Origin of the sequence: Salipiger sp. PrR007 (assembly GCF_010499845.1) — a bacterium.
In the GTDB taxonomy this organism is placed as follows: Bacteria; Pseudomonadota; Alphaproteobacteria; order Rhodobacterales; family Rhodobacteraceae; genus Salipiger; species Salipiger pacificus_A.
The window spans coordinates 23950-43469 of record NZ_JAAGOZ010000022.1 but is presented as its reverse complement, the minus strand read 5'-3'; the positions used below and the strand labels follow the sequence as shown (position 1 = coordinate 43469).

Genomic DNA, 19520 nt, shown 5'->3' with positions numbered 1-19520 from the left:
CGGGGTTTTGATGAGCGAAATATCACATGCAGGGAGCTCGTCAGTTGTTCGCTCGCCTAGGGCCAACCGCGCGCCGTCGCGCGGATGATCGTGCAGGGACGCTATTGCATCGACATCCTGAACCAGGTGCTCGCCGTCCATTCCGCGCTTCCATAGGTCGCAAGGCCGGTTCTTCAGGTATCGTGCGGATAGACGCGGGGAATACCCAAATCCAACCTGCAGACTCTCGTTATGAATGAGGGACCGGCAGGGGGCAGGTCAAAGTTTGCTGACAATATTGCGCTTGCCTGGAACATCTCGGCCCTTGTGATGTTGGTATTGGGGAGGAACTCATCGTGAACCATGAACCGAAGAAACCGGCTACGCGCTCTACTCCTGTCGCTGAAGGAGGGCGTCACAGTTCGTCGCGCGGGAGGTCAGAGGGGACCAGGCAAGATGTCAATGGTCAAGGTCGAAAGACCGAGGATTATGTAGAGCGTGAGCCGCGACTCCATCAAGCGCAGCGGGTTTCGCCTGGGGGCAATAAGCCCACAACGGCGATGTGCGAGAAGGAGGGAGAGCCAGGGTTGGTTAACAAAGACGAAGATTGCTAAGTCGCTGGCCAAAGGAAACCACATACAGGCCCTATGCATCTGCCCGGACTGCCTACTGCTGGTGGCGCCGGAGGCCGGAAGGCGGATGCCGCCAGAACTCGGTGATTTTCGAAACGGCGGTAGGCCGTCTGGTACGAAGTGATTGGTCACATCTTTCGTGGAGGTGAGTCTCCGCGAGCGTCTGCGAGCGAGCGGAGCATTCTTCGAGCCACGGCGCTGGACGTGTCTGGGCGCTGGTCAATGTTGCCGTTGTCGAAACTCCCAAGCTTGGGATCGTCACCGACGGTAGTCCGACACATCGTGATGGAATTCGCAACCTGAGGGGCGCTAGGGATGGAACCGTCGAAGGCTCGCGAGAGCGACATGAGCATACCTCCCATAAGACCAGACGGACTACAAATCGACGAAAAGAGGCGCCTGCAGTCTCGCTTGTGGTCGTTGCAGCGCTTGGGTTGGCTTGTGTTCGGAGTGGTGGTCGCTTTAGCGCTTCTAGGCCTGACGGGCAGCGGAGGTCCTCTGCAGAAGCAGGTTATCGAGTTCACGCAAGCACAAGTCGAGATGCCTCGGGTTTCACGATGGGAAGGGGCCGATGCGGTAAAGTTAACATTCCATACCGCCTCCGATACGCCAGAGTTTACCCTAAATCAGGCATTTATGGACCATTTCAAGATCGAGCGCATCCAGCCCGAGCCCGTAAGCAGCACACTTGTGACGGATGGGGAGCGGTTTAGGTTCGAAGCTGCGGGCGACGCGCCTCACGCGGTGAAGGTTGAAATGCGAGCCATGCATTTCGGATGGATCAGATTTGTGCTCGCGATTGGTGACGAGCGTAAAAATGCAGGCATCCTCGTTCTACCTTAGGAGGTTAGATGGATTCTGTTATCCGTGGCGTCGCAGTTTATGCGTTTCTGCTCATAGCGATGCGCATCACCGGGCGGCGAACGCTCGCGCAAGCAACTCCCTTTGACTTCGTACTGCTGCTGATTATTGCCGAGACAACGCAACAAGCCCTGCTGGGAGATGATTTCTCGATTTCGAACAGCATCATCTTGATCTTGACACTGTTCTTGGTGGATGTCCTCCTTTCCTTTGCCAAGCGCAGCTCTTCAAGCCTCGCCGAGTGGCTCGACGGAACACCGACTGTCCTGATCAGCGGTGGCAGGATCGACGGTGAGGCGATGCGCCGAGCGCGCGTCAGCGTCGCGGACATTCTGGAAGCGGCGCGCCTGCAACACGGGATAAAGACTCTCGATGATATAGAGGCGGCCGTGCTCGAAACGAGCGGGGGGATCAGCATCATTCCCAAGGAGCGATAGATTTTCGGAGCCACCAAACACGTTCAGGTTGGGCTCTTGAAAATCTTCCCAACGCCGTCGAGGTCTGGGTCGATTCTGTGCGAACATATGACGTTCGAGATTGTTGGGGGGTAGCTGACCGCAACGCCAATCCAGGAGGATCACATGCCAGACCGTCTGCAAATGCAGGATCCAAGAAAGCAGCATCCCGCTCCGCCCTTCGCGAAACAGCCCCAGCCGGCCCCAGGGCTCACCCGACGATTGACCCCCGCGGCTGACCATGGCAAAGACAGCTACGTCGGCACTGGAAAGCTCGAGGGCCGCAAGGCGCTGATCACCGGCGGGGACTCCGGGATCGGGCGGGCCGTCGCAATCGCCTATGCAAGAGAAGGGGCGGATGTGGCGATTTCCTATCTTCCCGAAGAGCAGCCGGACGCCGACGAAGTCATTGCGTTGGTGGAACAGGCGGGGCGCAAGGCTGTTGCGATACCCGGCGACGTGGCTGACGAAAGCCATTCACGGCAACTGCCAAAAAGAGCGGCATTTGAGCTCGGTGGGCTCGACATTCTTGTAGTCAACGCCGGACATCAGAAATCCTTTTCGTGCTTCGATGACGTCACGAGCACCGATTTCGACACGACTATGCGGACCAACCTCTACGCCCTTTTCTGGACGACGCAGGAGGCGGCCAAGTTAATGCCGCCGGGCGCCTCGATCATTACGACGTCTTCGGTTCAAGCGTATGACCCCTCAACCACCATCTTGCATTACGCCACAACCAAAGCGGGCATCGTTGCCTTCACGAAGGCGCTTGCCTCGGAACTGATTAAGAAGGGAATTCGCATCAATTCCGTTGCGCCAGGTCCCATCTGGACACCCCTGAATCCGAGCGGCGGGTCCTCCCAAGAGAAGGTCGAGAACTTCGGCGGCGGGAGTGCCTTTGGTCGGCCGGGACAGCCGGTCGAACTCGCACCGGTTTATGTCCTCCTCGCATCGCAGGAAGGAAGTTACATCACGGGCGAAATCTATGGCATCACTGGCGGAGCTGGCATCGCTTGACCACCCGCTTACCTCAGTGGCAATGCACATGACGTCTGGTGATCTACTCCTGCGACGGGTCAAGCCTGACTGAAATTTTCCACGAAACGTTGGGTGGGGTCGCCGTGAGGGCAATCTTTCCATTGCAGTGGGCCTCGGAGCGTCCGGGGCGCGGCGGTCCGCGGCGGAAGAAGGGCAAGACTCTCAGAATCTGCGAAGCGATATATCCAGTAGAGAAGATGCGCCTTCATCGTCATCCCTGCCGCGATGACTGGGGAGATTGCGATGACGCCGTAGTAGGGGAGCCGAGGCGATGAGGCTGATCCTCGCCTCGACGAATTCCCACCAGAACCTCGACGCGATAATTTTCGACCGGGGCCTGCCGATGTGCCGCGGGCGCTGTGCGAGCGAGCGAGCCGTCATACGCGATCTCCGCCCGACCCTTTTAGTTGTTTCGCCAGCGCCCCGTTGCGACCGACCCCTCGTGTCGCGAGGAGCCGACCCGACAGCGGTCACGGCTTCGACGGACCCCGCGACTTCGGCTGCGCGGGATCCGCATGCGTGGCACTTGCCGAAAATTGCCGATCCGCCTCGTCACGGATGCGCTCTTCCATGCGCCGCCCCGCAGTCTTCGCTGCGTCGCTCAGCGCCTGCTCCGCGGGCTTGTCTCCCGGGGTGCGAGCATCCGCCTCGGCCCGAACGTTCCGGGCGATTGCGGCACCCTCATCCAGAGCCGCATCGGCCACCGCCGCAAGTCGGTCGCGCTCCTCGGCGAAGATCTCCTCCGCCTCGGCAAACAGCGCATCGCTATACTCTCCGACGAAGGAGTCCTCAGCCCTGCTTCTGGGCAAGGCACCCCCAAAGGCGGCACCGAGCGCCATGGCTAGTGCGCCGGCGACCAGCGGGTGTTTGTCGTAGAGGTCGAACGCCTCCGCCGAAGCCCGATTTGCCTGTCGTGCTGTCCTTTCCCGCGCGATCAGCGCGCGCTCGCGCGCACCCAATACCCGACGTCGAGCGGCTTCGGACATTTGCTCGGTCCCGGCGGCGATCCGGTCGTACCCCTCCTGTAGGAAGGACTGGGCTCGGTCTGCGCGCTCGGAAAGCGCGTCGCGGGCCTCTCCCACGGTCCTGCGTGCCGAAGTGAAGCCCTCGGAGACTCCCGCCCGTTCTTGCTCGAACCTGGCCTGAAGCCTAGCTTGCGCTCGCTCTACCCGGGTTCGAAATCCTTCGCTATCGTCGTCATCACGGTGCAGATCGTCGTGGTAATGGGCCGATAGGCCCGCGCCGTAGCCGGCCCGCGGCGTGGACCATTCCGTGTCGGTATTGTCGCGGTCAAAGCCCTCACGGACGTCTTGGCGGCGGCGTACGCGGCGGCTCAGCGGATCGCCAGCAAGGCGGTTATCCTCCTCCTCGTCAAAGGAGCGGCCGAAGGCCAGGAACGCGATGCCCGCTGCGGTGAGCGTCAGGCCGATTGGGTTCTGCTTCGCCGATTTGCTTAGTGCCTGACCCATGTCCCTGCCATGGGTCTGAAGGTGTCGTCCGATCTGTACGAAGATTTCGTCAGGCGAAAACCGGTTCTGCAACTCGGAGATCGAGGCGTTCAGCGCCTGACGCTCTTGGTCGATCTCACGCTCGATTTCACTGGGGCGCTTTGGCTCAGCCATTGGTGGTCTCCCGGATTGCCGAGACATCGCGGCGGACGTTCTCGGAGGTGCGCGTTGGTGCAAGGCTGGTCAGTTTCAGATTGTTCAGACCGCTCCTGATCATGATGAGAGCCGCGATGAGGGCGATGCCCCCCACGATCAGCGCGGACCAGAATGGGTGCAGGCCGGCGGCCGACAGGGCGGCGACGATGGCTGCGGCAATGACATTCAGTCCGACGAGGCTGAAAACCACGCCGGCCACGATCACGCCGAGCGCATTTGCGACGCCTTGGGCGTTTTCGCTCATCTCGGCGCGCGCGAGCTGAACTTCCTTGCGCATGAGCGTGGCCATCTGTGAGATGATCGTGGTGATAAGGTTGGTGGTTTCCGTAGGGTACTTGGTCTTCATCACAGTCCCTCCCGGTCTGCGGCTGTTGCGGAGAAGGCGTCTCGCTCACTCGCAACGCCGGTCGTCGGGGTGTCGCTCCCGGCCGCGCCACCGACATCGCCCGCACTCCTCACGGGCCTCTTGGAAGCAGTAGAAGCGACCGGGCCGCTGGCCTTGGCAAAGCGTGCTGTTGCGACGCCCAGTCCCACGGCCGCACCGAGGTAGGCGAGCGGGTTGCGGCGCGCGAAGGCCGACAGATCTCCGGCAATCTGCGAGAGATCACGGTCCCGAATCGCATCGGACGCGTCGGCGAGAGAGGTTGCGATTTGCGATATGATGCGCTCCTGGGGTGAACCACCGTTCATGTCTTCGGCCGCCTTGCGAAACGCACTGGATGCCTCGGAAACGCCCTCGGCAAACTGATCACGCTGGGTTTCCCCGAAGGTACCGGCGTGCTCCCTGACCTCGTCAACGGTCTCGCGGGCCTTGGATTTCAGGCGGTCTCCCATGTCTCTTGTGACGTCCTGGATCGACACCTCTGGATTGGTCTTATCTGACGGTTGGGTCATGCCTTCCTCCTGTTGGATGAGTGACTTCCGGGCCTGTTCTGACCCGAGCAGCAGAAACTGGATGAGAGCGAGTTCCGTTGTGTGCGCTTGAAGGGTGGCGCCATGTTTCTCGTGTTCCAGCAATCGCGCCTCGCCTTTGGAAAATCGGACCTGAAACAGCGATGCCTGCAAAAGGTTCCTGACGGTGGCGCGGCAGGCGCTCGTGGAAGCAGTGAAAGGTGCCCGCAGCGGCGCCTGACATTCTCGGGAACACAAGGCGCTTGCCCCTGTTAGAGCGGGGCGCGCCGCCAGCGGGGTTCAGCAACTGCGGCAGGTTCAGGCAAACACGCCCGGCGCCGCCCTTTCGATGAAGAAGGACAGCTCACATGCCAGACGATCGCACTCTCTATCACCCGACCGCGCAGACCCAGAAAACTGCCGAAAGCGACACTCCCCCTGCCGAAGCGGGCAACGGCGGAGAACTGCACCAGAGCAACCCGGACGCTCCGCGCATGACTACGGCGCAGGGCTCGCCTGTCTCGGATGACCAGAACACGCTGCGCGGGGGAGAGCGCGGGCCGGCGCTCATGGAGGACTTCCATTTTCGTGAAAAGATCTTCCATTTCGATCATGAGCGCATCCCCGAGAGGGTGGTACACGCCCGTGGCTACGGGGCACATGGCTATTTCGAGTGCACCGAGGCCATTCCGAACCTGACCCGCGCGAGCCCCTTCCAAGAGAGCGGCAAGCAGACGCCGGTTTTTGTCCGATTTTCTACAGTGGCTGGCAGCAAAGGGTCCTTCGACCTGGCGCGGGACGTGCGCGGCTTTGCGGTGAAAATGTATACAGACGAGGGAAACTGGGACCTCGTGGGAAATAATATCCCGGTCTTTTTCATCCAAGACCCCATCAAGTTCCCGGACCTCATCCATTCGGTGAAGCCCGAGCCAGATCGCGGCTTCCCGCAGGCGCAGTCGGCACATGACAATTTCTGGGATTTCATCTCGCTGATGCCGGAGGCGATGCACATGATCATGTGGATCATGTCCGACCGCGCCATTCCGCGGTCATTCCGCTTCATGGAAGGTTTTGGCGTGCACACGTTCCGTCTCATTAATGCGGAAGGCGAGAGCCATTTCGTGAAGTTTCACTGGAAGCCGAAGCTGGGGCTGCAATCGGTGGTCTGGGACGAGGCCGTGAAGATCAACGGCGCCGATCCCGATTTCCATCGTCGAGACCTCTGGGACGCCATCCAGAACGGCGACTTTCCTGAGTGGGAGCTGGGCGTGCAGGTCTTCGATGAAGCCTTTGCAGATCGGTTCGAGTTTGATGTTCTGGACGCAACCAAGCTTATCCCGGAGGAGGACTGCCCGATCCGCATCGTCGGACGCATGGTGCTGACCCGGACGGTGGACAATTTCTTCGCCGAGACCGAGCAAGTGGCGTTTTGCACGCAGAATATCGTTCCGGGCATCGACTTCACAAATGACCCGCTGCTGCAGGGACGCAATTTCTCCTACCTCGACACGCAGACGAAGCGCCTTGGCGGACCGAACTTCACCCTCATCCCGATCAATGCGCCGCGCTGTCCCTTCCATCACTTTCAACAGGACGGGCACATGGCAATGCACAATCCGGCAGGCCGGGCCAATTACGAGCCGAATAGCTGGGCGCAAGGCGGGCCGCGACCGGATCCGAAGGGCGGGTTCTCGAGCTATCCTGAAGAGTTGGGCGGAGCAAAACGCCGCCTTCGACCCGAGAGTTTTGCCGACCACTACAGCCAGGCACGGCAGTTTTATCGCAGTCAGACGACGGTCGAGCAGCGGCACATTGCAAATGCACTCACCTTCGAGTTGTCGAAGTGCGTGGTCGAGAACATTCGCCTCCGTATCCTGTCCCACTTGCGGCTGGTCGACGAGGGCTTGGCGCGCATGGTGGCCGACGGACTTGGGCACGAGTTGCCTGAGGCCGCTACGCCTGCGCGCGCGCCTGTGGACCTTCGGGGCTCGGACAAGCTATCCATTCTGAAGAACGGGCCGAAGAGTTTCCGAGGGCGCAAACTCGGGATCCTCGTGACCGACGGCATGGATCGCGGTCTCTTGGACGCGCTAAAGGAGGCGGTCGAGGCAGAGGGCGGCATGATCGAGATCGTCGCTCCGAAGGTGGGCGGCGTGATCACTTCGGGTGGCGACAGGGTGCAGGCCAACCAGAAGATCGATGGCGGACCCTCGGTGCTCTACGACGCGGTTGCGATCGTGGCTGGCGAGGACGGCGCGAAGGATCTTCGCACCATGCTGCCGGGCAGGCAGTTCGTCGCGGACGCTTTCGGTCATTGCAAGTTCATTGCGATGACGACCGAGGCGGCACCGCTCTTCGAGGCGGCCGGCGTGGATATCAATGCCGAGGGTATCATGACGCTCGACGACCTGCAGTCCGCCGCCGAGTTTGTGAGATCCTGCGGTTCCCTGCGGGTCTGGAACCGTATGGTCTAATCACTTCGACCCATTTTCTGCACGTCCACAGTGGGGGCCGCGCCAACCTGCGGCATCTTGGACCCAAAGCCGCGGGAACATTCTTTAGTTGGAGATGTTCCGATGGTCCCCGCAAGAAGATGGAGGCTCTCGTGGTACGTCCTCACAGTATTCTTTTGCTAGGTCTGGCGCTGAGCCTGTTCCCGCTCACCGGTGGGGCCGATGCGCCCGGCCCGGACGTCTCGATAAGCCCAGGAGAAGGGCAGGGGCCTTACCTCGTCGGTGCGGACGGGCGTCCATTCTATGTCATGCTGACACGCACGGAGGGTGGGGACGATCTGGCGCCGCTGCAGTCCTGCGGCCCCGGATGCAGGACAGAATGGCCACCGGTGATCGTGAACGCGCCGCCGCAGGCCGATCAGGGTGTCATGTTGGAGCTGCTGGATACCGTGAACTGGCGAGGCAACCGAGTTTTGAGATACGCGGAGCAACCGTTGTTTCGATACGAGCGGGACGAGCCTGGCGAAACGCCAAGAGGGCAGGGGATCTTCGGATACGGCGGCTTCTGGGCGCTCGTATCTCCGGACGGCACCGCCATCACCAGCGACGCGATACCCGAACGGGCGGGGAATAGTGCAGAGGGCAAGTAGCACCCCCTGCGCGGGCGCAACGTACACGGCAAGGTCGAATGAGGAAATGCCAATGGCAGGTAGTCATGATCGAAATGCGAAAAGGCGATTGGGCCCTGGGAAGGGAATGGAGACGGTGTCGTCCTACCTTGCCGAACCGAGCCGGCCCAAAGGGGAACACGGCCCTCGTCAGCCCATTCTGCCGGAGCCACCCGTCTATCCGCCGGTCGGGCGCAGTGACGACAAGGCGCTCGCAGTGCAGGTTCGCTCTGTGCTTGAAGCCGACGGGCGGCTGGCAGAGCATGCGCGCCTCGGCGTGCAAGTCGAAGACGGCGTTGTTCACCTGACAGGAACCGTAGAGCGCGAATTTCAGCGCACGCTGGCGACGGCTCTGGCGCAATCGGTTCCGGGCGTTCTGAGCGTTCAGAACGCGATAATTGCCAGCGAGACTTGATATCTTCCAAATTGTCGACGGCCTCGCATGAGGCGTGTTCCCGTAAGGAAAGGAAACGACATTGTCACCTCCCGATACCGACACTCGCAAGGAGGCGCGCCGACACTGGCCGCCGCTGCTGGCACTTCTTTTGGTCGTCGTATTTGGCGTCGGCCTCATCCTCTACTGGGTTGCCGAAGAGATCGCCGAGGCTCCCGACGAGGACGCGCCGACCACAACTGCACCCTCGGCAGAGGAGGTAGAGGACGGTGACGTCGCTGTACCTGATGGGGCGCCGGAGCGCGAAGCGGAGCCAGAGCCACTCAACCCTGGAACACCCGAGCTATGAGCCGCGCACCGGCTCTTCAGTTGCCGCAGCCAACTGCCTGAGAAGCCAGTGAGGATAGCTTTCGCACCGGTGCGACTCCAGTCCCAGAACCTGGCGGAGGCTCTCAATGGGAGCCGCCAACTCGGCTTCAATGCAAACTGTCTCAGCCGGGCCACCCGGAGCGCCGTTGACGTGCGCGATCTCAATCTCGGCCCCCGGTGCGCTCAGGTGCACGCGGAGCTTGTGCATGGTGATCGCCGCATGACCGAGGTCGCGAAACGCCGCGATCATATCCTCGGAAGCGTAGACCTGATGCGCCTGGAGCACCGGAAATTCGTCCGCGCCGCAAAATGTGCCGGTGAGGTCGACACCCCGAGCAGGAAGTGGCACCGAGCCTATGGGGTGCCAGCGCTCAGAGCCTCCCGCTTGCCCGAGATGCAGCTTCAGTTCGAGGTTCTGCCCGCCGCGGAGTTTGAAGGACTGTCGGCACGAGCGGTGCTGGAGGTAGATGTCCGTCCGCCGCTCTTGGGCCCGGATGTTGTAAAGGCCGAGAAGCCTCTGCCGCAGCGCAGGAAGTCTCTGTGCAAAGAACCGAAATTCCAGCCGTCCCATGTTGCCCTCTTCGCAGCCCAGCCATTGTGATTGACCGCGAACAACTCGCGCACTGCTCTGTTCCTGACGCCCGGAAAAATTTTCCTATGACCACCGTCCGCTCCGACGGGGGAGAGAGGTTCGGATCGTCTTTTCCGGATGCCCTTCGGTCGGACTTCGGCAGCGCGCGCCGGTGACGTTGGTCGGTTTCTTGGCTGAGTCTCGGCGGTGCATGACTACTGGCTGGGAGCGCGAGGCATGCGGTCGCCATCACCTACTACTGCACCCTGACTTTTTGACTGGTTTCGGGAGAGCATGCCGCGCGCATCCACGCGGGGCTATCACGAGCGAGACCGAGTTTCTCGCGCCCGGGCTGGTTGTCTTTGCGAAAGATGATGTCAAGTGGGAGCACCGGTGCCAACTTCAGGTTCGCCACTTCGAACGGGGTTCCCGCTGGAGTTGGCGAGCCGTGGCTCGCGCTGACCCTGGCCTCTCTGTGCCAATCGTCCTCCGCCTTCTGACGCTCTTTGAACGCCGTGCGGATGCAGATGTCGGCGCGTCGGATGGAAAGCGGCAGAGTTCCGGGCTGGAACAGTCTGGCTCCTGAGCTGTTCAGAAGTCCTGCGCTGTTGCGCCAAGACGACAAACGAGAGGAGATGACGGTATGAAACGAAAGTTCTTGATGACGGTGGGATCTGCAATGCTTGCGGCGCTGCCGGTCGCGGCACAGGACTCGGGCGCGATGTTCCTCACCCAGACGGGTGAGGACGCGGTGCTCGCGACCGAATTGATGGATATGCGTGTCTACCGCAGTGACGAGCCTGCCAGTCAGGAGGGTTACGAAGGTGTGCAGGAGAACTGGGACGACATCGGCGAGGTCGGCGACATCGTCTTGTCGCGCGAAGGTCAGCTGCAGGCGGTCGTGCTCGACATTGGCGGCTTTCTCGGAATGGGGGAACATCCCGTCGCCGTGGACATGACTTCGCTGACCTTCGCGCCGGACACTGCGACCGATGCAACTGAGGACTTCTTCCTGCTGCTGAATGCAGATCAGGCTGCCTTGGAAGAGGCCCCTGCCTTCGAAGGCTGGAACGCCGCAAGCGGCGCCGAGCGCGAAGCCATGTCGGAGGATCGAAACGAGCCGGGCGACATGAAGGAGATGAACCCGGCGGACCAGGTCGGCAATGCGGCGACCAATACACCGGAGCCCACCAATGGGACTGGCCAACAGGCGGGCGGCACGCCTCTGAGCACCGACCCCGCCGCGGAAAACACCGACCGGGCAGCGGGTGCGACTCTCCCCACGACGGAGGGCAATCCGACATCCGCGGAGACCGGCGGGACGGACGCGATGGATGGTGACAGCACGCCGACGGCGCGCCGCGACTACGTGGCCGCGGGGGAAGAAGACCTCACCGCGGAAACCCTTACCGGGGCCGCAGTCTACGGCAGCAACGACGAGGATATCGGTGAGGTGTCGGAAATCATCCTTGATGACGATGGGACTGTACGCGCGGTGATCGTCGATGTCGGCGGCTTTCTCGGTCTCGGGGAAAAGCCGGTGGAACTCCAGCTCTCCGATCTGCAGATCGCGCGCTCCGAGGACGCTTCGTCGGTCGTGGTTTACGTGCCGATGACCGAGGATGAGCTGGAGGCGCTTCCCGCCTACGAGGGCTAGGCCCGACCACCACGACGGTTGGCGGAGACCAGACATTTCGCGGGTGCCCGGAGTGAGCGCCCGCGGATCGGTCGCGCCTGCCGGGCCGTGCCGAAACGCGGCGTCACATGCGCGAGCACAGGAACATCAGGGCGCTGAGGTTGTTTGTGTCTCCGCCGGAGCTGATGCCGGTCCAGGGAGAATAAAAATGCCGTCAAAACTGATCGTGGTGTCAAACCGGATCCCGATGGGAGATTCATCTTCCGGGGGGCTCGTGGTGGCACTGCACGATGTCCTAGCGAGATCAGGAGGCCTGTGGGTTGGAGCGCATCCCGATACGGGGTCGGACGACGGAACGCTGGAACTGGTCGGCAGCGAGCCCTACCGTCGGCTGGCCTTCAGACTAAGCGAGACGGATCTGAAGAACTACTATCTTGGCTTTTCAAATTCGGTCCTCTGGCCGCTCTGCCACCGGCGCGGCGATTTGGTCGACCATCAACCAGGTTTTGAAGAGGCTTATAGGGCGGTCAATCGGAGGATTGCTCTCAGAATTGCAGAACTCGCCGATCCGGATGACCTGGTCTGGGTCCATGACTATCACCTGCTCCCGCTCGCTTACGAACTCCGCAGCCTAGGGGTCAGGAACCGGATCGGGTTCTTTCTGCACATTCCCTTTCCTGCGCTAGGCGATCTTTCGATGCTGGCAAACCCGGAGGATTTCGCGGAGTGGATATCGCATTATAACCTCCTCGGGCTGCAGACCCGAGGTGATGTCGCTCGCTGCCTCGAGATGTATCGGGCTGACCCTCGGGCCGAGTTCCTTCCATCTGGTTGCGTGCGATTTCGGGATAGAATCACGAGCATAAGGAGCTTTCCGATTGGCATCGATGTCGAGGGGTTTCGGGCCGGCCTTTTGGAGGAGGAGGATTGCCCCTTTGCGCAAGAAAAGCCGGAAGCTTTGATCATCGGCGTCGACCGGCTTGACTATACCAAGGGGCTTCTCAATCGTTTCAGAGCTTTCGGAAGATATCTTGAGACCCGGCCCGAGGGGACGCGGCCCTGCTTTCTACAGATTGCGCCACCCTCGCGAGAGAAGGTCCAAGCCTATCAAGATATCACGCGCGAACTTGAAGAGATTTCGGGACATATCAACGGGGCTTATGCAGAGATCGACTGGACTCCGATCCGCTACATTCACCGGAATGTGGAGCGGAAATCTCTGGCACGACTGCACAACATGGCGCAAGCGTGCCTCGTTACGTCGCTCGCGGATGGAATGAATCTTGTCGCCAAGGAGTTTGTCGCCGCTCAGGACCCCGGGGACCCCGGCGTTCTCATCCTGTCGCGCTTCGCCGGAGCGGCGGAAGACATGACCGAGGCTCTCCAGGTAAATCCCTATGACGTCGAAGATATTGCCGCCGCAATCCGGCAGGCCCTCGCGATGCCGAAACTTGAACGCGTTGCGCGTCACCGCGCATGTATGGATGTTGTCGAAGACACAGAATCCTCCGTATGGGCAAAGACCTTTCTCAAGGTGCTTGGCAAGTGCCCTCTCTCTTTGACAGAGAAACTCTTGACGCCGGGCAAGGATTCGAGCGGTACCGAAGAAGCTGAGTCCGATGCGGAGGTTCACCGGTAGTGCGGCTCGGACCGGATCGGCCATCAGGCGAAGCTTGGCTCGGCAGTGACGTTGGTCAGAATAGCCTCGTGCGCTCTCCAAAGCCTCTGCTAACGGGTAATCCCCCGAATTTCAGAAGCTCACTTTCGTAAGTTTCTGTCGGCGCTCGAAATCGAGGGGCTAAGAAATCGGTTCCGTGCATGCTTGCGTTTCGGCTTGCTGAGCATCTTCCGGAACGGTCGTATGATTTCACGTCCCTCCGACATCCCTGCCTGGTACATTTTTGGTGTCGGATCTCGGTGTTCCTCCAGCGTTTCCTGATCACGCCTTCGCGAACCTATCGTAGTCATTGAACGAACAAACCGGAATATGCTCGGGCAATTCCCTGACCGTGTAGACTCTTTTGGTAAACTGCGTCGCCGCATCCCCGTTGAATTTGTCGTTGAACTTGCTGCGCGTCCATCGGTCCCCTTTGGCACACTCAATTTCTACGGAGTCGTGACATTAAATGCGGCAGCACGCCTGCCCCCATCACTTGCATAAAAGGGCTTCGACCAGGAGGACCGATACAAGGCTTCAAACAGCATGCCGGGGGAGGTGAGGTGAGTTGGGTTGAACCACGCCGCGCGCGCACGGAACCGATAGCCCTTTCCGGGGTTTAGTCTCCAAGACCTGGCCGCATGTCAATCGGACGCGACGGTATAGCCAATCCGGTGGTTTTTCCGATTTCTCACCGGAGCCAACGAAACGGCAGGCGAGGGTTTGTCCCGTCTGCGGCCAGGCATTTCCCCGAACCGGCGTCGCTCACTACTTCAAGAATCGCATGACAGTCAGGTGCCAAGACAATATGTGGAGCCACTGCGACAGACGCCCAGCCTGAAGCCCGATCCGTGCCACACGACGCCAATGTCGCTGAACGCAAAGGCGATGTCAGCGAGATGGATAAGCCTCTTCATTTCTCGGCAGATCTGACGGCCCGCGTCCACCGCATAAATGACATTCCTTTTGATCGACACGCCATCCGGCATAATACTCTATGCTACGTCTGCGTCCGTGGTGTTTGTAGCGGGCTCTGCCAGCTCACGTTCCGCCTGACAACCTTCTGCCATCTGCTCGAGGCGCGGCTTCGCTCAGAAAGCGAAGCTGGAGTTGGGTACGAGCCAAATACCCTATCTATGTTTAGGTAGGCTGCGCGTCCGACCAATGCTTGGTGGCGCTCCTGAACACCCTAAATCAGTGGACAATCCCCGGCGCGCCGGCACCTAGGCGGTGCGCGCCGGGAACACACGAGCGTCATGCCTGTTTCAAGACAGCCGCAACTTTTCGAGGAACCCATGAACAACCTCAACACGACGCACCATCCTTCGTCCGCCGATCGCCTCCTGCGCTCGGGAGTACCGGACTCGCCGCCAGCCCCTCCCGGCAAGGTGCCACCCAACATCCCGCCGTCGCGGCCGGACGAGGTACCCGAACCGCCCGGCGGTCCCGAGTACGAACCGCCGGGTCCCGACGACCTGCCGCAGCCCGAGACGCCACCGGAAGAGAGCCCTGATATTCCGCCCGAGCTGCCGCCGGATCGGGTGCCCCAGCGCGAGTTATCAGTGGCGAGGGTGTTGTTGGTGCCGCCGCCGGGGGGCGGGGCGCGCCCGAGGCAGAGGCTCGTCGCTACGAAGCCGAGGGCAAATGGCATCGTCTCACCCAGCCAAATCGCCACCAGTTGGACCGGCGTGCGGGCAGCTTCTCGCATGAGTGGCTCGGCCTCGAGACAAGTCAACCAAAGGGTGAAGCATATGAACAGGGAGGCGAGCCCGATACCCGTGAGCATTTGCAGGAAAAGGTGGCGAAGCATCGCAAACCGTCCTTTCCGCGGCCCAGGCTGGAACACGCAACTGGAAGAACATCAGCCTGCGGAAAATGTTCCGGAAAGTTCCCGGTGTTGTGTTTCGCGGGGCGGAAACACTGCGGGCGGTGGGTGGCCAGCATGACCGCGCGCCCGAGTGACAAGAGCCGCGAGCATCGTCATCCGGCGTCGGGCGGCATCGACCAGCGCGCCCAGCAGATTGACCCGGCGGGCCATCACCGCTTGGATCTCAACGCCTCTGCGAAGGGCACGATGAAGCAGCCGGGCCGCGTGGAGGCGCGGGACGAGGACCGCTCTGGCACGATGACGACGATTGCGCCCTCCGCGCGGCGGGAGTTGCGCACCGGCCGGACGATGCCACTTATCGGGCTTGGAACCTGGGGCATGGGCGAGGATGTGGCGCGGGTCGTGGACGATGCGCTCCGTGCAGATTACGCGATGATAGACACCGCCCGGGATTACGGCAGCCAGCCAGGGATCGGAGATGCGCTTCGCGGCGCGGCGGCGCGCCGGGATCAGGTATATGTCGTGACCAAGATAGAGGAAGCGGACAATCCGCGGGAGGCTGTCGAGAACGACTTGAAGGTCCTGCGCCTCGATCATGCCGATCTTACCCTAATCCACCGACCGCCGCCGAATGGCGTCGGCGAGCGGCTCTGGGAAGGGCTGGCTGCCATACGCGATGAGGGGTTGGTGCGTGACATCGGAGTCTCCAACTATTCTGTGGCGCAGATCGACAAGCTGATCGAGGCAACGGGCGAAGTCCCGGCCGTGAACCAGATCGAATGGAGCCCTTTCGGCCACAGCAGTGCCTTGCAGGCGCATCATCAGACACTGGGGATCCTGATCATGGCATATTCGCCACTGACCCGCGGCCAGCGCCTGAATGATCCAGTGCTGCGGGATATCGCGGCCACCAAGAACAGGTCCCCCGCGCAGGTTCTGCTGCGCTGGAATCTTCAGCGCGGCACCGTGCCGATCCCGAAATCTTCCAGTGCTGACCATGTCGTGGAGAATTTCGCGCTCTTTGATTTCTTCCTCTCCGGAGACGACATGGAGCGGCTGGACGAACTGAACGAGGGTTGGTCGGCGTTGGGCGGACTTTCCTATGCCTAAGGTCGCGCACTTGCAGGGGAGTAATGCGCGGGGTTGGCCATCAGAGCAGGTGGTCCCGTCCCCGAAGGAGGAATTCATCCTCGAGCAGGTCGAAGAGCCAGGGAACAATGTCCGCTGGAAGTTCATCCCTGCCGACGGCAGCGATGGCGGCCTTCAGTGCGGCCTCTACCAGCCTTTCTGAGGAGGCTTGGTCGGGCATGAGCTTCTTGGCGCGCGCCAGAAGAAATGGCAGCACGGCCTCTATGGATCCCACGGGAACGGTCTGCTGTGGACCCCACCGCTCGCAGAGATCGTCGAGGACGATATCGGCCTCGCAAGGCTTCGTGAAGAACGTGTCAAAGGCGAAACGGAGTGGAACATCGCGAGTTCCAAACGCAGAGATGAAAACAAAGGGTTGGAGCATCTGCTTGCATCGATCCGCGACTTTGAAACAAAGATCGCCCTTGAGCCTGATGTCCAGGATTGCCGCGTCCGCGCGATGGATATGTGGCATCGCCTGCGCACTCGAAGAAAAGGGGCCGACAACCTTGTCGCCTCTTTCGGAAATGGCAATCGCCATTCGTTCTGCCTGAAAATAGTCGTCTTCAAGTACCAGAATATGGCGCGGCAATGCATACATCAGATCGCTCCTTCGGCCTCAAAATAGAAGTTGGTCTCACGTGCGCCGGAGACCATGGTAATCGAAGGACGAGGGACCGTCGCAGTACGACTGGTCACACTCGCAGTCTCGCACCCACATGATCGCGCCACAACTCTGAATGTCCAATCGGAAAGTATATTTTCAGCGGGCCACACTGATTTGGAAGGGGGCACAATATGAAGCGTGAAACGGAAAAGACGTACCCAGGACAGGTGTCGGCGGGTGCCACCAAACAGGTAGCAGGGGACGACCCGCGGTCCCTCGCAGCGCACATCGTCGAGACGATCCCGCTTCCACTCATGGTTCTCGATAGCGCGCTCGGTGTGCTGGCTTGCAACCCCGCCTTCACCACGGCTTACAATCTGCAGCAGCAAGACGTTCTCGGGAAACGACTTCCCGACGTCGGAGAGGGACAGTGGGATAGCCCGGATTTTCTCGAACGGCTCCACGAAGTCCTTCCCGAGGGACAGCCACTCAGGCCTTGGGAGGCGGAGCGGGAATTCCCCGGACGCGGAATTCGGGTGCTACGGATGCAGGGACGACGTCTGGACCATGTTCAGATGATCCTGCTGATCGTCGAAGACATCACGCAAAGGCACCGCAAGCAGCGCGAACAGGCTATGCTGATACAGGAACTCGCACACCGGATGAAAAATGTGTTCGCCGCAATCGAGGGTCTTGCCGAAAAATCGTTGCTGAGATCAGATGCCGCTGACCCGCACCTGTCCTTCCTGTCACAACTGCGGGCCTATCTCCGCGTCCAGCACCGCCTGTTGACGGACAGAGGAGCGTGCGACATCCGCGATTTGGTGCAGGAGGCGCTGGAGCCGCATCTTTTCGACACCGATAGGCTCGCGCTGCATGGCGATCCAATCGCGCTTGATCAGGACACGTGCACCGTGCTTGCGCTTGTATTACACGAACTCCAGGCGAACGCCTTGAAGTTTGGGGCGCTCTCGGCGGATGACGGCACCGTGGAGGTAAGCTGGCGACGGGACCATGATGAGCGGGTCTGCCTGTGCTGGAGAGAGCGGGCGGGTCCGGCGCCGGAGGTGCCTGTCGTCGACGGTTTCGGCATCAGCTTTGTCCGCGATTATGTTGCCTACCAGCTCGATGGCGAGGCAACTTTCGATTTTCTGGCAGAAGGGCTGCGCTTCCAGTTGAGGTTTCATCAGATTCCGCGATCTGAAAGTCAGGAAAGGCAGGCAGAAGAAAGAACCTCGGGCGCGTGAAGACCGCTTGGTGATCCCTTTGCGAGTGCTGCGGAACGTTGGTGGCCTGCGGGCCTGACCCCGCGGTTTCGAAGGCCGCGCCCCAGACGTGTCGGCCCAACAATTTCCATGTCCCAGCGCTCCGGGGCGGCACCAAGGGCGCAGGCTCTCATCATCTTCTGGCCCTTTCCGGAAAGCGTATACACGGTCTGTTCTGACCCGGAACAATTTCAGGGTTGGCCTGTTTCCTTGCTCACCCGGATCTGACCGGGGAATGCGAGGAAACGACATGTCCAAAGGGCAGGGCCGTCAGGGCCAAGAAGAGAAGCCGAGCTCAAAGGCCCAGAGCAAGGCCCACGCCGAGCAGGACGCCGAGGCGGCACCTCACTGGTGGTTGGCGGCTCAAACTCCTGACTTGGAAGGGCTCGAGCGGCGGCGCAGACGCATCGAAAGCTATATCGGACGGAAGCTCGAAGACCATGAATGCCGCCCGGTCTGGTGGCCACATCGGAAGTCAACGGACAAAGGATGATCCGGTGAGGGCCGAAATACGACTTGATCCAATACGTGATCAGGGTCGGGCATAGCCAATGCAGCCTGCGGTACGCAGGACCAGACGCGGACGGATTAGAGGTTGACCAAGGCGATTAGAGAAGCGCTGGGGCACTACTCTCGAGGTAGGTTAGGAATCTCGTACTGGCGTGGAAGCCGCGTTTGCTCGCGGAGGTCATGAGGCGTGACAATTCCCCCGCGAAGGCGCTCAGGCAACGCCCGTGAAGTTAGAGTTCCTGAAATATCGAGCCAGATTTTGCGCGTTACTTGCGGCAAGCTTCAGAGACTGTGCGATTTTCTCCGGCGGGGCCGGATGATCTGCATAGTCGACGGATCCCATCGCCTCTCCGACCCAGTAGCATCCGGCATTGCCCGGTATGGTGAATCCCACATCGATCAGCGCTTGGAACAGCGCCGCATGGCAGGCATGAGCGCCATCCTCGTTGCCGACGACACAGGCGAGGCCCACCTTTCCGAGCGCTGGCATGCGACCAAGCTCGTCGGCCTCGCCAAGGAAGGCATCCATTCGCTCGAGCACCCTCTTTGCAATACTCGAAGGTTGCCCGAGCCAAACCGGCGTACCTAACACGAAGATATCTGCGGACAAAAGCCTATCCCGCAACCATGGCCAGTCATCATCTGGGCCCTCGTCCGAGCTCACACCCGGCATGATGTTGAAATCCGCTGCATGTGCACTGTCGCAGCTGACCCCCAGATCGCGAAGCTCTTTGAAAAGGTCTTCAACCATACGGTCCGTCGAGCCGGGTTTTCCCTCTCCCGAGCGGCGGAGCGAGCAGGTGATCGCAAAGGCGCTCACATTTTCGGACATTTGACTGCCTTTCTGTTTCGGTGGGCACATGGGCTTTCAAGCCCGGGATCGCGAGAGCGGCCGCGATGGTCACGGTGAG

At 60.9% G+C, this 19520-nt stretch carries 18 protein-coding genes and 1 pseudogene; 13 read left to right on the top strand and 6 right to left on the bottom strand.

The features are described from left to right. Positions 1 to 72 precede the first annotated feature (72 nt). The 4 genes and pseudogenes from G0Q01_RS27315 to G0Q01_RS10845 form a co-directional block, all read left to right on the top strand. Positions 73 to 156, top strand: a pseudogene (locus G0Q01_RS27315) (metal-sensing transcriptional repressor); the annotation flags it as partial. Positions 157 to 956: 800 nt separating this feature from the next. Then, positions 957 to 1454 (top strand): hypothetical protein, encoded by a 498-nt coding sequence (locus tag G0Q01_RS10855; protein WP_164213340.1) that lies wholly within the window; start codon positions 957 to 959, stop codon positions 1452 to 1454. 8 nt (positions 1455 to 1462) lie between these two features. Further along, positions 1463 to 1909: a DUF421 domain-containing protein gene (locus tag G0Q01_RS10850; protein WP_164190850.1), complete on the top strand. Its 447-nt coding sequence runs from the start codon at positions 1463 to 1465 to the stop codon at positions 1907 to 1909. A gap of 144 nt (positions 1910 to 2053) precedes the next feature. After that, on the top strand, positions 2054 to 2947 hold the full coding sequence (locus G0Q01_RS10845; RefSeq protein WP_164213339.1) for an SDR family oxidoreductase: 894 nt from the start codon (positions 2054 to 2056) through the stop codon (positions 2945 to 2947). Positions 2948 to 3438: 491 nt separating this feature from the next. Here the strand turns inward: G0Q01_RS10845 and G0Q01_RS10840 are convergent, their stop codons facing one another. The 3 genes from G0Q01_RS10840 to G0Q01_RS10830 are packed head-to-tail and all read right to left on the bottom strand — an operon-like array spanning position 3439 to position 5697. Continuing rightward, complete coding sequence (locus tag G0Q01_RS10840) at positions 3439 to 4590, bottom strand: DUF3618 domain-containing protein (RefSeq protein ID WP_164213338.1); 1152 nt, start codon at positions 4588 to 4590, stop codon at positions 3439 to 3441. Further along, a complete protein-coding gene (locus tag G0Q01_RS10835; protein ID WP_164190847.1) occupies positions 4583 to 4978 on the bottom strand; it encodes a phage holin family protein in 396 nt (131 codons plus the stop codon). Before G0Q01_RS10835 ends, G0Q01_RS10840 begins: the two co-directional genes overlap by 8 nt. Further along, positions 4978 to 5697: a hypothetical protein gene (locus tag G0Q01_RS10830; RefSeq protein WP_164213337.1), complete on the bottom strand. Its 720-nt coding sequence runs from the start codon at positions 5695 to 5697 to the stop codon at positions 4978 to 4980. Before G0Q01_RS10830 ends, G0Q01_RS10835 begins: the two co-directional genes overlap by 1 nt. A gap of 194 nt (positions 5698 to 5891) precedes the next feature. Here G0Q01_RS10830 and G0Q01_RS10825 point away from each other — a divergent pair, with 194 nt between their 5' ends. The 4 genes from G0Q01_RS10825 to G0Q01_RS10810 all read left to right on the top strand — a co-directional run bounded on the left by G0Q01_RS10825 (position 5892) and on the right by G0Q01_RS10810 (position 9387). Then, positions 5892 to 7997, top strand: a complete 2106-nt coding sequence (locus G0Q01_RS10825; protein ID WP_164213336.1) for a catalase — start codon at positions 5892 to 5894, stop codon at positions 7995 to 7997. Positions 7998 to 8128: 131 nt separating this feature from the next. Further along, on the top strand, positions 8129 to 8626 hold the full coding sequence (locus G0Q01_RS10820; RefSeq protein WP_164213335.1) for a hypothetical protein: 498 nt from the start codon (positions 8129 to 8131) through the stop codon (positions 8624 to 8626). A gap of 106 nt (positions 8627 to 8732) precedes the next feature. After that, a complete protein-coding gene (locus tag G0Q01_RS10815; RefSeq protein ID WP_164213334.1) occupies positions 8733 to 9059 on the top strand; it encodes a BON domain-containing protein in 327 nt (108 codons plus the stop codon). 61 nt (positions 9060 to 9120) lie between these two features. Next, positions 9121 to 9387: a hypothetical protein gene (locus G0Q01_RS10810; RefSeq protein WP_203594980.1), complete on the top strand. Its 267-nt coding sequence runs from the start codon at positions 9121 to 9123 to the stop codon at positions 9385 to 9387. On the opposite strand, the gene G0Q01_RS10805 is transcribed toward G0Q01_RS10810, so the two are convergent. Next, positions 9382 to 9978: a hypothetical protein gene (locus G0Q01_RS10805; RefSeq protein ID WP_164213333.1), complete on the bottom strand. Its 597-nt coding sequence runs from the start codon at positions 9976 to 9978 to the stop codon at positions 9382 to 9384. The two genes, G0Q01_RS10810 and G0Q01_RS10805, sit on opposite strands and share 6 nt — an antisense overlap. A gap of 643 nt (positions 9979 to 10621) precedes the next feature. Here G0Q01_RS10805 and G0Q01_RS10800 point away from each other — a divergent pair. The 3 genes from G0Q01_RS10800 to G0Q01_RS10790 all read left to right on the top strand — a co-directional run bounded on the left by G0Q01_RS10800 (position 10622) and on the right by G0Q01_RS10790 (position 16209). After that, complete coding sequence (locus G0Q01_RS10800; protein WP_164213332.1) at positions 10622 to 11635, top strand: PRC-barrel domain-containing protein; 1014 nt, start codon at positions 10622 to 10624, stop codon at positions 11633 to 11635. 187 nt (positions 11636 to 11822) lie between these two features. Continuing rightward, a complete protein-coding gene (locus G0Q01_RS10795) occupies positions 11823 to 13253 on the top strand; it encodes a trehalose-6-phosphate synthase (protein WP_164213331.1) in 1431 nt (476 codons plus the stop codon). Positions 13254 to 15213: 1960 nt separating this feature from the next. Next, on the top strand, positions 15214 to 16209 hold the full coding sequence (locus G0Q01_RS10790; RefSeq protein WP_203594979.1) for an aldo/keto reductase: 996 nt from the start codon (positions 15214 to 15216) through the stop codon (positions 16207 to 16209). A 40-nt stretch (positions 16210 to 16249) separates the two neighbouring features. Here G0Q01_RS10790 and G0Q01_RS10785 read toward each other — a convergent pair whose 3' ends face one another. Next, positions 16250 to 16828 carry a response regulator gene (locus G0Q01_RS10785; protein WP_164213330.1) on the bottom strand — a complete coding sequence of 193 codons (579 nt, stop codon included), beginning with the start codon at positions 16826 to 16828 and terminating at the stop codon, positions 16250 to 16252. 197 nt (positions 16829 to 17025) lie between these two features. Here G0Q01_RS10785 and G0Q01_RS10780 point away from each other — a divergent pair, with 197 nt between their 5' ends. Together G0Q01_RS10780 and G0Q01_RS10775 are read left to right on the top strand one after the other, a co-directional pair. Further along, positions 17026 to 18081 carry a PAS domain-containing protein gene (locus tag G0Q01_RS10780; RefSeq protein ID WP_164213329.1) on the top strand — a complete coding sequence of 352 codons (1056 nt, stop codon included), beginning with the start codon at positions 17026 to 17028 and terminating at the stop codon, positions 18079 to 18081. Between the two features lie 268 nt (positions 18082 to 18349). Beyond that, positions 18350 to 18592, top strand: a complete 243-nt coding sequence (locus tag G0Q01_RS10775) for a hypothetical protein (protein ID WP_164197071.1) — start codon at positions 18350 to 18352, stop codon at positions 18590 to 18592. 228 nt (positions 18593 to 18820) lie between these two features. Here the strand turns inward: G0Q01_RS10775 and G0Q01_RS10770 are convergent, their stop codons facing one another. Further along, positions 18821 to 19441 carry a flavodoxin family protein gene (locus G0Q01_RS10770; protein ID WP_164197070.1) on the bottom strand — a complete coding sequence of 207 codons (621 nt, stop codon included), beginning with the start codon at positions 19439 to 19441 and terminating at the stop codon, positions 18821 to 18823. Positions 19442 to 19520: the final 79 nt, after the last annotated feature.